Origin of the sequence: Ohtaekwangia kribbensis, assembly GCF_042676245.1 — a bacterium.
In the GTDB taxonomy this organism is placed as follows: domain Bacteria; phylum Bacteroidota; class Bacteroidia; order Cytophagales; family Cyclobacteriaceae; genus Ohtaekwangia; species Ohtaekwangia kribbensis.
Genome location: NZ_JBHTKA010000001.1, coordinates 2,038,018 through 2,055,312 on the forward strand (window position 1 = coordinate 2,038,018; position 17,295 = coordinate 2,055,312).

The 17,295-nt window shown below is 43.8% G+C and carries 16 protein-coding genes; 13 read left to right on the forward strand and 3 right to left on the reverse strand.

What is annotated here, in order from left to right; translation table 11 throughout:
• Window positions 1-37: 37 nt before the first annotated feature.
• Together ACFQ21_RS08210 and xerD are read right to left on the reverse strand one after the other, a co-directional pair.
• A complete protein-coding gene (locus ACFQ21_RS08210; protein ID WP_377577455.1) occupies window positions 38-586 on the reverse strand; it encodes a DUF4136 domain-containing protein in 549 nt (182 codons plus the stop codon).
• Window positions 587-707: 121 nt separating this feature from the next.
• The gene (gene xerD / locus ACFQ21_RS08215) at window positions 708-1,616 is read right to left on the reverse strand and encodes a site-specific tyrosine recombinase XerD (protein WP_377577458.1); all 909 of its coding nucleotides are present in this window, start codon (window positions 1,614-1,616) and stop codon (window positions 708-710) included.
• A gap of 77 nt (window positions 1,617-1,693) precedes the next feature.
• Between xerD and aroQ the strand changes: the two genes are divergently transcribed.
• The 13 genes from aroQ to ACFQ21_RS08280 all read left to right on the forward strand — a co-directional run bounded on the left by aroQ (window position 1,694) and on the right by ACFQ21_RS08280 (window position 15,796).
• Window positions 1,694-2,125 (forward strand): type II 3-dehydroquinate dehydratase, encoded by a 432-nt coding sequence (aroQ, locus tag ACFQ21_RS08220; protein ID WP_377577461.1) that lies wholly within the window; start codon window positions 1,694-1,696, stop codon window positions 2,123-2,125.
• 150 nt (window positions 2,126-2,275) lie between these two features.
• Window positions 2,276-3,331, forward strand: coding sequence for an aminotransferase class V-fold PLP-dependent enzyme (locus ACFQ21_RS08225; protein WP_377577463.1), 1,056 nt, complete (start codon window positions 2,276-2,278; stop codon window positions 3,329-3,331).
• Window positions 3,332-3,483: 152 nt separating this feature from the next.
• Window positions 3,484-3,825 (forward strand): hypothetical protein, encoded by a 342-nt coding sequence (locus ACFQ21_RS08230; RefSeq protein WP_377577466.1) that lies wholly within the window; start codon window positions 3,484-3,486, stop codon window positions 3,823-3,825.
• A 195-nt stretch (window positions 3,826-4,020) separates the two neighbouring features.
• A complete protein-coding gene (locus ACFQ21_RS08235; protein ID WP_377577469.1) occupies window positions 4,021-4,398 on the forward strand; it encodes a hypothetical protein in 378 nt (125 codons plus the stop codon).
• A gap of 9 nt (window positions 4,399-4,407) precedes the next feature.
• Window positions 4,408-6,618 carry a SulP family inorganic anion transporter gene (locus tag ACFQ21_RS08240; protein WP_377577472.1) on the forward strand — a complete coding sequence of 737 codons (2,211 nt, stop codon included), beginning with the start codon at window positions 4,408-4,410 and terminating at the stop codon, window positions 6,616-6,618.
• Window positions 6,615-7,145, forward strand: a complete 531-nt coding sequence (locus ACFQ21_RS08245) for a carbonic anhydrase (protein WP_377577475.1) — start codon at window positions 6,615-6,617, stop codon at window positions 7,143-7,145. The genes ACFQ21_RS08240 and ACFQ21_RS08245 overlap by 4 nt, the downstream gene beginning before the upstream one ends.
• Before the next feature lie 137 nt (window positions 7,146-7,282).
• A complete protein-coding gene (locus ACFQ21_RS08250) occupies window positions 7,283-8,698 on the forward strand; it encodes a hypothetical protein (RefSeq protein WP_377577477.1) in 1,416 nt (471 codons plus the stop codon).
• Between the two features lie 207 nt (window positions 8,699-8,905).
• A complete protein-coding gene (locus tag ACFQ21_RS08255) occupies window positions 8,906-9,610 on the forward strand; it encodes a porin family protein (protein WP_377577480.1) in 705 nt (234 codons plus the stop codon).
• Window positions 9,611-9,680: 70 nt separating this feature from the next.
• The gene (locus ACFQ21_RS08260) at window positions 9,681-10,253 is read left to right on the forward strand and encodes a MarC family protein (protein ID WP_377577483.1); all 573 of its coding nucleotides are present in this window, start codon (window positions 9,681-9,683) and stop codon (window positions 10,251-10,253) included.
• Window positions 10,250-10,705: a ribonuclease HI gene (gene rnhA / locus ACFQ21_RS08265; protein WP_377577485.1), complete on the forward strand. Its 456-nt coding sequence runs from the start codon at window positions 10,250-10,252 to the stop codon at window positions 10,703-10,705. The genes ACFQ21_RS08260 and rnhA overlap by 4 nt, the downstream gene beginning before the upstream one ends.
• Before the next feature lie 125 nt (window positions 10,706-10,830).
• The gene (locus ACFQ21_RS08270; protein WP_377577488.1) at window positions 10,831-11,199 is read left to right on the forward strand and encodes a hypothetical protein; all 369 of its coding nucleotides are present in this window, start codon (window positions 10,831-10,833) and stop codon (window positions 11,197-11,199) included.
• A gap of 170 nt (window positions 11,200-11,369) precedes the next feature.
• Complete coding sequence (locus ACFQ21_RS08275) at window positions 11,370-13,916, forward strand: YbcC family protein (protein WP_377577491.1); 2,547 nt, start codon at window positions 11,370-11,372, stop codon at window positions 13,914-13,916.
• 11 nt (window positions 13,917-13,927) lie between these two features.
• The gene (locus ACFQ21_RS08280) at window positions 13,928-15,796 is read left to right on the forward strand and encodes a proton-conducting transporter transmembrane domain-containing protein (RefSeq protein ID WP_377577493.1); all 1,869 of its coding nucleotides are present in this window, start codon (window positions 13,928-13,930) and stop codon (window positions 15,794-15,796) included.
• A 55-nt stretch (window positions 15,797-15,851) separates the two neighbouring features.
• On the opposite strand, the gene ACFQ21_RS08285 is transcribed toward ACFQ21_RS08280, so the two are convergent.
• The gene (locus ACFQ21_RS08285) at window positions 15,852-17,183 is read right to left on the reverse strand and encodes a saccharopine dehydrogenase family protein (protein ID WP_377577496.1); all 1,332 of its coding nucleotides are present in this window, start codon (window positions 17,181-17,183) and stop codon (window positions 15,852-15,854) included.
• Window positions 17,184-17,295: the final 112 nt, after the last annotated feature.

The following is a 17,295-nucleotide window of genomic DNA, read 5'->3' on the forward strand; positions in this document are numbered from 1 at the left end:
TTTTTATTTATATACTTAGTCTATATCGAACTATATATTACTTCTTCTTGCGTTTCGGGAACTTGCGCAATGCTTTATACACTGTTCCATCAATCAGCTTAATATCGGTAGTATCCATCAGCAGAGTACCGCTCGTTTTCCAAAGATCTTTTTTCGACTGCATGTGATCTATTTCTATCTCCAGTAAAGTCTCCCTAAAATCGCGTGACCATGAACGCGACTGATCAACGTCAGCCGCTGTTGAAGCAGGCGTCTCTCCTAATGGTCCGAGGTTTTCAGTTTCCGTTTGCTTGAACGATCCGGTTACATAGCTAACTACCATCTGCGCAGTAGAATCCGGCACGTAGCGATAGCCTTTGGCTTCGAGCTCGCTAATGATGGCAGCTTTCATTTTCTCGAAGATCTGCTCTTCGCTCATCTTGCGCTCATCTTTTGGAGTAATCACTTCACCTTTCACAACGGTAAAAGTTTCATACCTGGTTACATCTGCGTTGGGAGCTTCCACAACTTTAAACGACTGCGCCATTGCTGTAACGCAACAGCAAAACAATACAAGGGCGGCTATAGTATATTTCTTCATGTTCATACTTCTAATACGTAAATATTTTTTTCATACCGTTTTTGACTCGTGTCCAACAGGCTACAAAGTTACAGCATTTCAGGTGCGTACTAAAATCGCGCCCGTATGAATTACTGTAAATTACCAATCAGGAGCGGGGATGAAACTCCTGTATAACCTGACGTAAATAATCACGATCCAGGTGAGTATATATTTCGGTGGTAGTAATCGATTCGTGCCCGAGCATTTCCTGAACAGCACGCAGATCGGCACCACCCTCTATAAGATGCGTAGCAAACGAATGACGAAATGTATGCGGACTAACCGTTTTATTCAACCCGATGCTCAGGGCCAGGTTCTTGATAATGGTAAACACCATTACGCGCGTGAGCTTCTTACCGTGGCGATTCAGGAATACATAAACAGACGAATCTTTATGGGGAGGCTTATGCGGATGTTTACCCCGAATTTCATCTATATAGATCTTCGTGAACTTTACGGCATCGCGACCGATAGGCACCAGGCGCTCTTTATTGCCCTTCCCTACTACACGCAAAAAATTTATGTCGAAATAAATATTGTTCAGTTTCAGATCAACCAGTTCGCTTACGCGGAGTCCGGAACTATATAATACTTCCAGCATGGCCCTATTGCGCGCACCTTCGGGCGTAGAAAGATCAATAGCATTGAATAACGTTTCTATCTCCGGGTAACTTAACGTATCCGGTAATTTTCGTCCAAGCTTGGGGCCCTCTATCAGCGCAGTCGGGTCGTTCTCAAGAAGCTCTTCGAACAACAGGTATTTATAAAAAGCCTTGATGCCTGAGAGAATTCTCGCCTGGCTATAGGCGCTCATGCCCAGCTCATTTATATACTGCAGAAACTCCTGTAGTAATTTTGTAGTCACCTGCACCGGAGTTACCTGCGGATATTTCATCGTGATAAACTGTTGTAGCATGGCTACATCATGCAGGTATGCTTCTACCGAATTCTCTGAAAGCGATCGCTCCAGTTTCAGGTAGTTATTAAAATGTCGCATCTGCATTTCCCAGTTCATACTTCAATATTAAGCGAAAGAAAGTTTTTTATTCTTCACCTGTGCCTTTAACTTTCGAAATATCGCAACACCCCCCAATGAAACTACAGATCATTAACGGCCCTAATTTAAATCTGCTCGGCAAACGAGAACCTACTGTTTACGGAAACCTTTCGTTCGAAGATTTTTTCGAAACACTGAAAAAGCGTTTCCCGGAACATGAGCTTCATTACTATCAGTCCAATGTAGAAGGTGAACTCATCAACAAGATTCACGAAGTCGGTTTCAGCTTCGATGGCATCATTCTCAATGCCGGAGCCTATACCCATACTTCCGTTGCCATTCACGATGCTGTTGGTGGCATTTCTACACCCGTAGTGGAAGTTCACATCTCCAATGTATATGCGCGCGAAGAGTTCAGGCATAAAAGTCTTATCACTTCAAAATGTGTTGGTATGATGACAGGCTTTGGCATGGAAGGCTATGCACTCGCTATTGAATACTTCAAGACACGCACAGCTGCGAAATAAAGGTTAGATGCGCGATGAACAGTGAAGTCACACATAAACCTAAATATTTTATACTCGTATCATTACCTACAGCCTTGTACTCCTGGCAGTACAAGTATAGCACGGAATATATAGTTGAATTTTCTTAAACAGCAATAAACCCTCATTCTCATGATCTCCTTTTATCCAGGTCCATCACGTGTACATGACGAAATACCTAAATATGTAAAAGATGCTTTTACAGCAGGCATCATGAGCATCAATCACCGCAGCGATGATTTCGTGAGCATGTCGGAGAAGACTATAAAACTGCTGAAACAGAAACTGAATATACCGCGCAACTATACCGTATTCTTTACATCTTCAGCAACGGAGTGCTGGGAGATTATCGCGCAGTCTATTGTAACGGATAAGAGTTACCACTTATACAACGGCTCTTTTGGACAGAAGTGGTTCGACTATACCAAACGCATTCATCCCTTTGCAGAACCGCTTCCATTTGATGTAAATGAAAAACTCGATCCTAAAAAACTGATCTTCGATTTAAAAGAAGGTCTCATCTGCGTAACGCAAAACGAAACCTCCAACGGCACGCAGGTGAGTAACGCGATTATTCGTGCAATCAAGAAAAACAATCCTTCGTATTTACTCGCGATCGATGCTACATCTTCCATGGCAGGTATCGATCTTGATTTTAAATCAGCAGATATATGGCTGGCTTCTGTACAGAAATGTTTTGGATTGCCTGCAGGATTGGGACTGATGGTTTGCTCCCCTCAAGCCATCGAGCGTGTCAAGACGATCAACGAGAAGAATCACTATAACAGCCTTATGTTTATGACGGAGATGATGGACAAATGGCAGACACCGTTTACTCCCAACGTGCTCGGCATTTACTTACTAATGCGCGTACTGGAAAATATGGACGCTATAAAAGCCACGCACGATCTGATCGAAGAGCGCTACAACAAGTGGATCATTTTTCTGAAAAGCAGAAAAAACATACGCCATTTCGTGAATGAAGAAGCTGTACAATCCTACACGGTGATACCGGTAACAGCGGATGAACAAACTGTAGCAACCATTAAAAAGAGCGCGAAGAAAGAAGGTATTTTACTGGGCGAAGGCTATGGCAATTATAAGCCTGTTACCTTCAGAATCGCCAACTTCCCGGCTTTGAAAGAGAAAGAAATAAAAACCTTGATGAAGTTTCTGGAGAAGTATTAATCTGATTTGCAATCGTTAACACAAAAGTTGACAAAAGCGAATCGGGTATTACATTCCAAAAAAAATCATATATTCACAATCTAGTTTCTCAAAAAACTATACACCTTTGTGTAACTCAATACGTTAAGATGACCGGAATCTCAAGACAACTTATGCGAATAGTGCTCCTGGCATTGCTATTCCAGTTTTTGTCACCGGCATTTTTTACCGTAGTGACACAAAACTCCGGTGTGATTGACGATCATCACGGACTTGTTCTTCATGCTCATCACAGCTCGATTGTTGTTCCGTTACTGTTAAAAGAAAAGGATGAGACTGAAGAATATAAAGCTGAGGTAATTGACCTCGTTGACTTTTCCCCACTCATTGATTTTTCTGATCATTCTTTCGTGCTGACGCAACTGCATGAAAGTAAATTTGATCCACTTGCTTTTAGCAATCGCATTGACAGGCATCCGCCTTTGTTTACGCTGCATCGCGCATTTATAATCTGATTTCTCTTTTCCAGGCTGACTTTTCGCAAGTCCCTGTAACGCCATGCCTTATTCGGCATAGTCGCGCTAAATCTCTTTTGTTCTCCTGTGATTTAGCCGACCTGATCATTTCTTCCGCATACAACATTAGGTAAGTCCGCTCGGGTCGGTTCCGTCAAAGAACATATTCATCAATTCATTCTAATTATTTCAGTTATGAACAAGACTCTCAGTTCATCGCATTACCTGGCGGTGAAAAAAACTGACCACGTTTCAACCCTTGAAATTCCGGTCCTGTCCTATAGCCACTTCTATACCGTAGTAGCAGAATTACTGCAGCAACCGGGCAATCACTGTACACTATATACAGCGTATGCCGAAGATGGCGATCGGATAAAGTTCATCTGCTATATCCAAAATGATCTTGATCAAGAGATAAAAATCCTGAGTCATGAACTTCCGACCGCGGGCAGAAAACAATTGGTTTCGCTCTCCAAAGATTTCCTTTCGATGTCCCCTTTCGAAAATGAGATCGCTAAAAATTTCGGAATTGACTTTTTGTACTTAAATGCATCTAATCCCCAACGATCATAATAATTTAACATGAAAGCTTTAAATATTCCAAAAGACGGCTTCGCAGGCCTGAAAGAAAACTGGAAGACCGATTCCCTATCGGGGTTCCTGGTATTTTTATTAGCATTACCATTAAGTCTTGGTATAGCCAAGGCCAGCGGTTTTGATGCCGCCATGGGTGTGCTTACAGCCATGGTAGGTGGTATTGTTGTAAGTATATTTCAAGGTGGTCGTCTCACCATCAAAGGTCCTGCAGCAGGACTCATCACAGTATGTGCCGGTGCCGTAACAGATTTAGGTGCACTGCATATTGAAGGCGTTTCTGCTACACAACTTGCATGTGGTGCCGTTGTGATCATGGCTGCAATACAAGTATTATTCGGTGTACTGAAATTCGGATCACTCAGTGATTTCTTCCCACACTCAGCCGTACACGGTATGCTTGCTGCCATTGGTGTATTGATCTTCGCGAAACAGTTTCCCGTATTACTCGGTGTTGATTCGGCTTTAACAAAAGGTCTTAGCCCTATTCAGTTATATACCCATATACCTGTATTTATTGCCAATGCAAACTGGCATATAGCGTTGGTCGGTATACTAAGTTTGGTAATCATCTTTGGTCTACCTGCACTCGGTGGTGTATTCAAAAAGATACCTGCGCCTATGCTGGTGCTGGTGATCATGATTCCCCTGGCATTAGTACTTGATTTCAAAAATCTGTATAAAGGTTCACTGGTTAGCATTGGCGATTTCTGGAAGAACGTAACCTTCAGTGCGAGCTTTGCTGCGATCGATACATTTGTATTCTGGAAATATGTATTCATGTTCCTGTTTGTGAACAGCCTCGAATCATTACTTACAGTAAAAGCGATTGACGGCCTTGATCCATGGAAACGGAAATCAGACTATAACAAAGATTTAAGAGCGTTAGCATTGGGTAATGGTATATCTGGTTTACTTGGCGGTTTGCCAATGATCTCGGAAGTGGCACGTAGTTCAGCGAACGTTAACAACGGGGCGCGTACACGCTGGGCAAACTTCTTTCACGGTTTGTTCCTGTTCATTGCCATGCTGCTGCTTATACCGGTAATTGAAATGATACCGAATGCTGCGTTGGCTGCCATGCTTATTGCTGTAGCGTATCGTTTGGCATCGCCTAAAGAATTTATAGGTACCTACAAGATCGGTCCTGAGCAATTTGTAATATTCGTAGTAACCATCATTGTTACCGTGGCCGAAGATTTATTATTAGGTGTAGGAGCTGGTATCCTTACCAAATTTATCTTCCACATCATTAATGGTGCTCCGTTCACAAGTTTATTCAAAGCAGACTATACACTTACCGAGGAGAATGACGAGTATACTGTAAAAGTAAAAGGTGCTGCTACGTTCTCGAACTTCCTGGGCTACAAGAAACTGTTCAGCCAGTTCAAGCCAGGTAAACTGATCACGTTCAGCTTTGGCGATGCTAAACTGGTAGATCACTCGTTCATGGAACAACTCCATCACTTCGAAGAAGACTATCATCAGACGGGCGGTAAAGTAGTATGGAATGGTCTTGAGCGATTCAGTCCATTCTCCAATCACCCGCTGGCAGCGCGTAAAATATCAAAAGACTCTGCAAACAAAATTGAGATACGTCTTACACCGCGCCAGATAACACTGCGTACCCTTGCTGACAAAAATGATTTCAACTTCTATCCGCAAAAGGTTCGTACAGCTGCCAAGTATAAAGATTTCCCGATACAGAAAGGAAACAAGATCGAATACGAAGAAAACGTATTGCTGAAATATAGCGACTTCGCCAAGATTGAAGTTTCGGATATCACGCTAAGCGAAGGTGCACGCACAGCACAGCAGGATACACACATCACAATTCTGCATGTAACGGATCTGAATATTACCATTCCTGATTTTGCACTGGAGCCTGAAGACCTCTGGACTAAATTCTCGGAACTTACTTTCGGAAAAGATATAGACTTCAAAGATCACCCGGTGTTCTCCAGGAAATACTATCTGCGTGGTGATGACGAAGCCGCAGTTCGCGAATTCTTCTCTGAAAGCGCATTGGTATATCTTGAAAATCACAACGGCATACACATCGAATCACATCGCAATAAACTGCTGGTATATAAGAAGCGTGAAGAACTTGCTGCAGACGACATCCGCGAAGTGGTTGAGTTTGTAGAAGGTTTTGTAAGTGTACTCAACAAACACCAGGTACAACCGGCTTCTATATGAAAAGCCTGATGCCATTCAGATCATTACTTCGGGAGGAGAAGACACTCATTATTGCATGTCATGAAAAAGATGACTGCATAAAGCGTGAGTGGAATAAAAATATACTGCTCATCAGTTCCCGGGGTAATGTTCTGAATCAGCATAGCGATTCGCAGTTTCAGAAGATTAAGCATTGTGTTGAAGAGAACGGCTGCAGACAAATTATTATTACCGGCAACCATCACACGGAAGCCGTGGAGCGAATTATGAAAGATGCACTAACCCAACCGTTGGTTGCTGACCTCACGTTTAATCTGCATCCTTTCTCCATTCAATATAAAACAGATCCGGCATTTTTTGAGCGAGCATTGCTCGAACTCAACATAGTGCAGCAATGCAATGTATTGCTGGCGTATGACTTTATACAGAAGCGCATCCGCGAAAAGAAGCTTACCGTGATGGGTGTACTCCGCGCCACCAAAGGTAAAGAAGCACTACGCGTATTCTACAACGGCATTCCGCACAACCAGGTCATTTCTTACAACTAATACACAAGCGGACGATATTACCCCGCAGAAAAAAAATAATTTTGGACATGTGACTATAATATACCTGCTGCATCTAAAGACAGCAGGATATATAGTACACATTAGAAACTCCTTAGAAAAAACTAAAAGCATAGCGAATGAGAAAATTAGTACTTATGATCTTGACGGGTATTGCGCTGCCGGTTTTTGTTTCGGCACAAACGCAAACAGACCCGCAGACTGCAACGACTACTACCACACAAGCTCAACCCAAACCAAAAGCGAATACAATTGAAGAATTGAGACTAAAACTGAATGAAGATGGAAGTCACTACCTGAAGTGGACATTTTCAAACCAGGTTTGGATTCGCTACAATCAAAGTAACCCGGGCACTACTGTTTTGGGTGAAGGCGCTAACGAAACATTTGATATAGGTTTACGCAGAACACGTATTCAGTTCTATGGGCAATTAACCGATCACGTTTTCTTCTATACACAATTCGGACAGAATAACTTTAATTTTCTCTCGGGTCAAAATGCTTCCAACAGTGGCAATCGTAAATTCCAGGTGTTCTTCCACGATGCGTTGGGTGAATATAAAATCTGGAAAGACAACGACTGGCTGAAACTGGGTGGCGGTTTAACCATTGCCAACGGACTTTCACGTTTCAGTCAGCCGAGTGTTAGTACTATTATGACATTGGACGTTCCTGTGTTTGCACAGGCTACCGTAGATCAGACCGATGAGTTCTCCCGCAAGTTAAGTATATATGCACGCGGCCAGGTGGGTAAATTTGATTACCGCGTTGTATTGAGTGATCCGTTTCCGGTAACCAGCAACGGACAAGCTGCACCGGCTATAAGTCCTAATGCAACCTTTGCACAAACCGGACACCACAAACAATATCAGGGATTCTTCATGTGGAATTTCTTTGATAAAGAATCCAATGTAACACCGTATATGACCGGCACATACCTTGGCAAAAAGAAAGTGTTTAACCTCGAAGCTGGTTTCATCACACAGAAAAATGCCATGTGGACTTCCACCGATGGAGGTGTAACAACCAACTACCAGGATATGAAACTTTGGTCTGCAGCATTGTTCTATGATGCACCGCTAAATGCAGATAAAGGAACAGCACTATCCGCGTATGCAGGCTATTACAATCTTGATTATGGAACAAATTACCTGCGCTATAATGGCTCTATGAACCCAGCCAACGGACTGGCTACTGGCTCACAGTATATTGCAGGCAGCACAGGTAATGCATTCCCGATGTTTGGCACCGGACAAGTGTTATATGCACAGGTAGGATACCTGTTGAAGAAGGACCTGTTGGGTGAAGGTAACGGAACACTGATGCCATATGCTTCGCTGATGAGCGCCAACTACGATCGTCTCGAAGACCAGATGAATGTGTGGGATGTTGGTGTGAACTGGTTCATTAAAGGACACAACAGCAAAATTACACTTGACTATCAAAACCGACCTGCGTTCATCAACCAGGGAGGCGACTATATAAAAGATGGTACAAAAGGACAAGTATTACTGCAATACCAGATATACTTCTGATAATATCAAAGGCTACTCAGGTAATTCTACCGTTACCTGCGTTCTTCACTAAGGGGTTAGATTAGGTTTAGGTAGACAGGTGCCGGGACATTGTTCCGGCACTTTCGTTTTATATACTGTGCAACATACCGCCTCCATAAGCATGTAGTTTCTGCAACCAGCCCATACGTTGTATCCGTATGCATGCAGAAATCAGTATAAACACCTATGTCTAAGAAAGCTTTAATCTTACTTTTTCTTTTTGCCAGTGTAGCCGCGGTACAAGCCCAAACTTTTATACCGCGTGCCGGCATAACCATCTCCACCTTACAAGCCGATGATTTTGTAAAGGAAATGGATAACGAAATACAATCGCAGTCCGGGTATGTCATAGGGCTTGCCTATAATATATCGGTTGGCACATTCGCCAAAGGTATATTTTCGCTTCAGCCTGAACTTTCATTTGTGCAGAAAGGATTCAAGGTGGATGCTACCGGTGATTTTGCCGGAAGTGAATCATACTATCACTTCACCACACACCAGGAGTATACCATCAATTACCTGGAGATACCCGTGCTGGCTAAATATGAATTTGGTTCTGAGAAGCTGCGCATAGCACTGCAGGCAGGACCATCATTAGGGTTCGGGCTAGATGGTAAATATAAAAGTACCATGCACATTCAGGATGAATTTGAATACGATGAGACAACCAACACCGAAGGCGACATTCGCTTTTACGACAGCGATGAAGTAAATACAACTTCATTCGACCACAACGTTGATTTTGGTTTACAAGCCGGAGCAGGTGTAACCATATTCGATCGTATAGCATTGGATGTACGATACGGTATGAGCATGACCAACCTGAACCACGAAGAGAAAAGCAAGAATCGTGTGTTACAATTATCAGTAGGTGTGCCGCTGCGCTTTTAACGAAGACCTTACAAAAAAGCCCTCTCAAAAAGCCGGATTCATATCTGGCTTTTTTCGTTAGTTTTGCGCTATGTTTAATTTCAAGGAAATATTTTCAGTTACCCTCATCCTCTTCTCTGTTATTGATATTCTCGGATCCATTCCGTTTATCATCATCATTCGCAAACGCGAAGGAAGAATTCATGCAGAGAAGGCCACACTCATATCGGCAGCACTAATGGTTAGCTTCCTGTTTCTGGGGCAATCTATACTCACACTCTTCGGACTTGATGTTGCATCCTTCGCAGTGGCCGGTGCTATTGTAATTTTTATTGTAGCCATGGAAATGATACTCGGTATAACCCTGATCAAAGACGATCCGGATGCAAAAGGTTCAGGATCAGTAGTGCCCCTCGCCTTTCCACTCATTGCCGGTGCCGGTACATTAACCACTATACTTTCATTGCGTGCTGTTTACCAGGAGGTAAATATACTGGTAGGCGTTTTACTCAATCTTATTTTCGTATACCTCGTGTTGCGTTCATCGGTTTGGCTCGAACGCGTTATTGGTAAATCAGGGTTTGCTGTATTGCGCAGAGTATTCGGAGTTATATTGCTGGCCATCGCGGTGAAGATCTTTAAAACTCATGCATTGTCATTATGATCCGGATATACACAGATGGTGCAGCACAGGGTAATCCTGGTCCCGGAGGTTATGGCGTAATATTGAAGTTCAAAGACGCTGTTAAAGAGTTATCAGAAGGCTTTCGTCTTACAACCAATAACCGCATGGAGTTGCTGGCGGTGATCAAGGCATTGCAGGCTATCAAGAAAGAAGGTATACCGGTAATGATCTACTCAGACTCCGAGTATGTTATTAATGCTATTGAAAAAGGCTGGTTATGGAGCTGGCAGAAAAAGAATTTTAAAGACAAGGCCAACCCCGATCTGTGGCAACAGTATATACCGCTGCATCATAAGTTTCAACCACGGTTCACGTGGGTAAAAGGGCACGCGGGTCATCCGGAAAATGAACGCTGCGATCAGTTGGCTGTGCAGGCCGCCCGCGGTGCCAGGCTACTCATTGACGATGCTTACGAGCGGAGTAAAATGTAGAACCTGCCTGAAAACATTACAAAGTATCCGGATATAGTACACCCATAGTCTTTGCTGTTTTTTAGTTACCAAGTGCCTGGTTTTCTGTATATAAACCTGCTATAATTTCTTTACATTTGTCTTAGATGAAAAAAGAAAATCACATCAGGTCATTCTTGAGCACTGCGGTGGTTATTCTTCTATTAGCATCAATCGTTTGCACTTCTATTACCGGTTTTGCTGCGCCCGGCAAAACCAGGGAATTCGTTATCACCAAGAAAGCAAAGGCACATTCCAAATCTGATACACAACTTCCTTACGAGGAAAAAGAGATAGAAGAAGAGAAAGGAGACGATCGCTCCGATAATCATTTTTTCTTTATCTGTCTCGTTGACGCGCTCATGCTTGCTTCTGTTACCGAGTCGCAGGACTATAGCATACATAATCCTTCACACTCGTGTGAACATGCAGCAAGTATACCGCTATATCTTACCCAGCGGTCTCTGATTATCTGATTCGTTTTTCTGTTCGCCACTTCACTGGCATCACAGGCTGATAGCTTCTCATACAGACGTTCTGACAATGAAGCTGCTTCCCTAAAGCATTTTCATTGTCTGCAGCTATCATCTGCAAAAAGGAAACACGCCTATCACCGGCAGTATTCAAAAATATTCATATACTATAAATGAAAACGCAACATTCCTCTATCGTTGAACTGGACGGAGCTCATGAAGAAAAGGCTCACGGTTCATCCTTCAACGAACACGATGTACTTCACGAGTTGAAGCACTATCTGCCTGCACAGGCTCCCCTGAAAGATTTCGTTCATCATAATACACTTCACGCTTTTCAAAAACTGAAATTCCCGGATGCGATCCGACATGCATCTGAAATTTTCGGCTATAAAGTAACGCTCTCGCTGAAAGAATACAGATCGCTTTACCAGTCTGGTAAAATCCGCGAAGAGGTTGTCTCAAAAATAATCAGCGAACAAAAAGGTGCAGATGCCCTTGCTACATGGAGAGAAAAACTCCTGACCCAAACATACGACAACGCAGCAACGCCCCGCATCGGTGCCCTGCGTTCAAATTGGAAAAAGTATTTCAAGATCGACCTCGATTCACTTGTACATCCTATACTCTTCCGTATACTCTGCAGTTATCTCGATCAGGGAATTTCAATGTGGAATTTTCCGGTGTGGCATAAAGGTTTTCTCCCTTCCGTAAAAGAGATGGAGCGCAACAGCTTTACCAGCTTCTTCCGGACCAGGCGGGCGAAAGAACTTTTACTGAAAGGTAAAACAGCTATACCGGATTTACTGAAGATACTGGTTGGTAATGAGTCGCTATACGAACAGTATATATTCGATCAGCAATTTGCACATCAGGGTTGGTCTGGTATGGTGTCCACCATCGAGAGCCAGCCGGAGACATTGCTTGATCCGAAGAAGATATCGCTGCATGATCTCATCTCGTTTGAATTACTGCTGGAGATTGATGCACTGGACTATCACTTCGGCAAAGACAATTGGCTTCCGCTTACGGCTAAATTAAAAGATAAACCAACCGAGCTCTTTGCAAACGTTCCGTCAACAGAACTATACGAAGTGCTGGGCATCTGGCAGCAGGCGTTCGAGTGGAGTTACTACGACCAGGTACTTGCCGGTATCCAATTGTCTTCCAATACTCCGACTGAAAAGAAAGTAAAAAGCTTTCAGGCAATGTTCTGCATTGACGATCGCGAATGTTCATTGAGACGTTACCTCGAAAAACTTGATCCGTCATGCGAGACCTTTGGAACTCCGGGATTTTTTGGTGTTGAGTTTTACTTCCGTCCGGAGCATGGAAAGTTTCATACTAAACTTTGTCCTGCACCCGTAACACCGAAATACCTGATCAAGGAAGTAGGTACACGCAGCAAGCGTGGTAAAGATATACACTTCACCAAGCCAACACATTCATTGTTCCGCGGCTGGTTAATTACTCATACACTGGGTTTCTGGTCGGCACTGAAGCTCTTCATCAATATATTCAGACCATCGATGGGACCAGCTGCAGCATACTCGTTCCGTCATATGGATAAGCATGCGCAGCTCACGATCGAAAATAAAAATCCGGAGCATCGTGAACACGATCTGCAGGTAGGATTCACGATTGATGAAATGGCAGTGCGTGTGGAAGGACTTTTAAAAAGTATAGGTCTTGTAAAAGACTTTGCCCCTGTAGTATATGTAGTAGGTCATGGTTCGAGCAGTGTAAACAACCCGCACTATGCCGCGTATGATTGTGGTGCATGTTCAGGTAGAGCAGGTTCCGTTAACTCACGCGTGGTATGCTTTATGGCAAACCATCCGAAGGTGCGCGAGATCCTCGCTGGTAAAGGCATCGTAATTCCGAATGAGACACAATTTGTGGGTGGTCTTCACGACACGACACGCGATGAGATTGTATTCTTTGATGAAGATTCACTTACACCTGTAAACCACGCGCACCATCAAAAGAACGAGGGTATATTTAATAACGCGCTGGACTATAACTCAAAAGAGAGATCGCGAAGATTCGAGTCCATCGACACAACGCTTACTCCGGCAAAAATTCACGATAAGATCAAAATACGTTCGGTCTCATTATTCGAACCACGTCCTGAACTTAACCACGCTACCAATGCACTTTGTATTGTAGGCCGCAGAGAATTATCAAAAGGTATATTTCTGGACAGGCGATCGTTCATGAACTCGTTCGATTATAAAGTAGATCCGGAGGGAACTTACCTGTTCAACATTCTGAAAGCTGCTGCCCCGGTATGCGGAGGTATAAATCTCGAATATTTCTTCTCACGCGTGGACAATCAGAAACTGGGTGCCGGAACAAAACTGCCACACAACGTGATGGGACTCTTCGGAGTAGCCAACGGTATAGATGGTGATCTGCGGCCCGGACTGCCGAGCCAGATGATCGAAGTACACGACCCAGTTCGTCTGCTCATCATCGTTGAGCACTTCCCGGATGTTGTATTACGCACGATTCAAAAAAATGCAGAGACATACGAATGGTTCATCAACGAATGGGTAAACCTGATTACGGTTAATCCGGAAACAAAAGCACTCTCGGTATTTCGTGAGGGAGCGTTCTATCCGTATGAGACAACGGTAAAAACCGTAGATCCTGTTTCGGATGTAGCATCGCTCATCGAATCTAACCAGGAAAATATACCAGTTCACTTACTTTCTTAAGCCCTCGCTATATGACATCGATTCTTAATTTATTTATACTTCTCCCGCTGGTCGGGTATATAATTAGTCTGCTGATCCCTGCGCGACAGGAGACACTGATATCACGCACAGCGTTTGTATCAGCAGGTTTGCATCTGGCTATAGCGGTTGGCTTCCTCGGGTGGTGGTTGCTGAACGGACATCCTACCTTGAACATCAAAGACATTGCGTTGTTCCGCAGTCCGGGCTATGAATTCTTCGTTGATTTTTACTTCGACAAGATCACCGCGATGTATCTTTTTGTAGGTTCATTCCTTACATTCCTGGTAACACTTTATAGTCGTGCATACTTACACCGCGAGAGTGGCTACAAGCGATTCTTCAACACGATTCTTTTCTTTTACCTCGGGTATAACATTGTGATCTTCTCCGGCAACCTGGAAACTTTATTTATAGGTTGGGAGATACTGGGTATAGCTTCGTTCCTGCTCATTGCGTTTTACAGAGATCGTTACCTGCCGGTAAAAAATGCAGTAAAGATCTTCTCTATCTATCGTATTGCCGATGTCGGCATCATTCTGGCGATGTGGCTGAGTCACCACCTGTGGCACGAGAACATTACTTTTCTCAAACTGAACAACTATACTTTAGTAGATGCACAGTTGCAAACGCATAGTCTCATCGGAGTATTTATATCGCTGATGATCCTGATCTCCGCAGCAGCCAAGTCGGCACAGTTTCCTTTTTCATCGTGGCTGCCACGCGCCATGGAAGGTCCAACACCATCCAGCGCTATCTTTTATGGTTCACTCTCCGTTCACCTCGGAGTATTTTTGCTGGTAAGAACATTTCCGTTCTGGGAGCATCAACTCTCCGTAAGAATTCTTATCGGTATCGTAGGGTTGTTAACCAGTATTATAGCAACCGGTATAGCAAGGGTTCAATCATCTGTAAAAAGTCAGATTGCGTATGCATCTATAGCGCAAATTGGTTTGATCTTTATTGAAGTAGCAGCAGGTCTGGAGACACTCGCACTGTTCCACTTTGCTGGCAACGCCTTCCTGAGAACGTATCAGCTCCTGGTATCACCATCGGTGGTGAGTTACCTCATCCGCGAGCAGTTCTATAACTTTACTCCACGCGAGCATACGTTTGAAGATTCTCTACCTAAAAAGATCGAGTATACATTTTACATGCTCTGTCTCAAAGAATGGAATCTGGATTCATTCATGTATCGCTACCTATGGAACCCGCTGAAGTGGGCTGGTAACAAATTAGGCTTCCTTACTCTGAAGCGGGTACTGATTTTCTTCGCAGGCGCATATGCAGCCGGGTTATTCTGTTTGTATAATGAAGAGTTGATACCCGCTACAATCCACGGGCAACTTCCTATACTCTTTGCATTAATAGGACTTGTTATGGTTCTGAAAGCTTTCTCGGAAAGAAAGCATGCGCAGATGAGCTGGACGTTGGTAATTATGAATCACTTCTGGGTGGCGCTGGCTATTTCTTTCAACGAGCACTTCAGTTCCAATCACACATTTCTATACCTGAGTGGTATAACGGTATCGGGTATAATCGGTATACTCTGCCTGCGTAAACTGAAAACGCTGGAAGGCAGCATAGACCTCGATCAGTTTCATGGTCACTCATACAAACATAGTGGTCTGGCGTTTCTCTTCCTGCTTACCTGTTTAGGATTATCCGGTTTTCCGATAACACCAACCTTCATCGGAGAAGATGTTATCTTCAGTCACATACACGAAGACCAGGCGCTGCTTGCATTCTTTGTGTCGCTTAGTTTCATCATCGATGGATTGGCCATCATTCGTATATATGCACGCGTGTTCCTCGGACCACACGTAAAATCAGTTTACGAAATGGCATATCGTTCTTCGTAAGAAGTATATATATAATATAAAAGAGACAGGTACATCACAGGCGATGTACCTGTTTTTATTTCTCCGTTTCGGTCAGTTCTACGCCAAGTGTCTTCAACTCCTGCAGAACAGGTGTATAGAATTCTGCATCCACCGGTATCACGACCCCGGTACGCTTTATTTTACCCTGTAGCAAAAGTTTGGCAGCTATACCCAACGGGAGCCCCACGGTTTTAGCCATGGCAGTATGGACAGCATCTTCACCACGCGCCACCAGGGAGGCCTGTATCTCGCGCCGCTTTCCGCTCTGCTCATACACAAAGCGATGCCACATAACAATCAGATCATTGTCGGCAGGTTTCAGCTTCCATTTCTTATTCAGTATATATTCAAGTATTTGTGCTGGTGTTCCACTGGTTAAACCAACGGGTTCGTCATCCAGTAAACCTGACCAGCGCAGGCGCGTAAGTTCAGGTCCATCTTTTGCAAGCGAAAATGTCCGCATGAGTTTCTCTTCCAGCGATACAGTTTTATCGGCATCTGCAAATGCATCTATAAAACTTCGATGCGTCATGCGGTCGACACCCTCCATCGGGTAAGTATCATCGCAGCATCCTAACTGCACCAGCACATTCCACGCACTGCAAAAACCTTTATTACGCAACGTGCCGCGCAGCATCGTCTGTATCCCCTGAAGTTTATAAGTATCTATATATTTCAGTGAATCGCGATTGGCGTATCCTTCATATTCACCATAGCCCGGCACCGACACTGGTGTAATGCGCTTGAACAACTGTTGATAGGGTATATATCTGTACGTGCCATTTTGAATATATTTAGCTGTACTTTGTCCGGCCATAACAACGTTGCGCGAGTTCCAGGTAAATTTATACCGCCATGGATTTTCAGGATCCGTTTCTGGAGCGATCAGTCCACCTGTAAAAGATTCGAATGATACCAGCGTTCCTCCGCTGTTTTTGATCTTGTCGATTACCTGCATGGCACTCATGTGATCTATACCCGGATCAAGACCGCACTCGTTCAGAAAGAGTAAACCTTTTGCTTTAGCGGCATCATGAAGCGCCATCATCTCGTCTGATACATAGCTTGCCGTCAATAAATGTTTACCCAGCGCAAGGCAATGCTGCGCCACCATCGGATGAAAATGTGCCGGCAATAACGATATCACAACATCGGCACGCGCTATAGATTGTTTACTGGCCTCCTCTTGTGTAATATCAAAAGCAATCGCTTCACCAACGATAGCCCTACCGATCCGGTCGCGTGCGGCATCCTGCGATATATCTCCAATCAGAATTTTCCATCCGTTCGCTTCACCTTGTCGCAGCAGATAGGATATCAACACCGATGAAGAGCGGCCGGCCCCGAGTGCTAGAATAGTTTTCATGGACATAATACTTTGATCGTAAAGTTATACGATCTGTGTAAAGATGAAAGCAGAAAGTATAAAGGTTAAACTGCTGAGCAGCGCTGCTATATCTCTGCTTTTTATATAAATG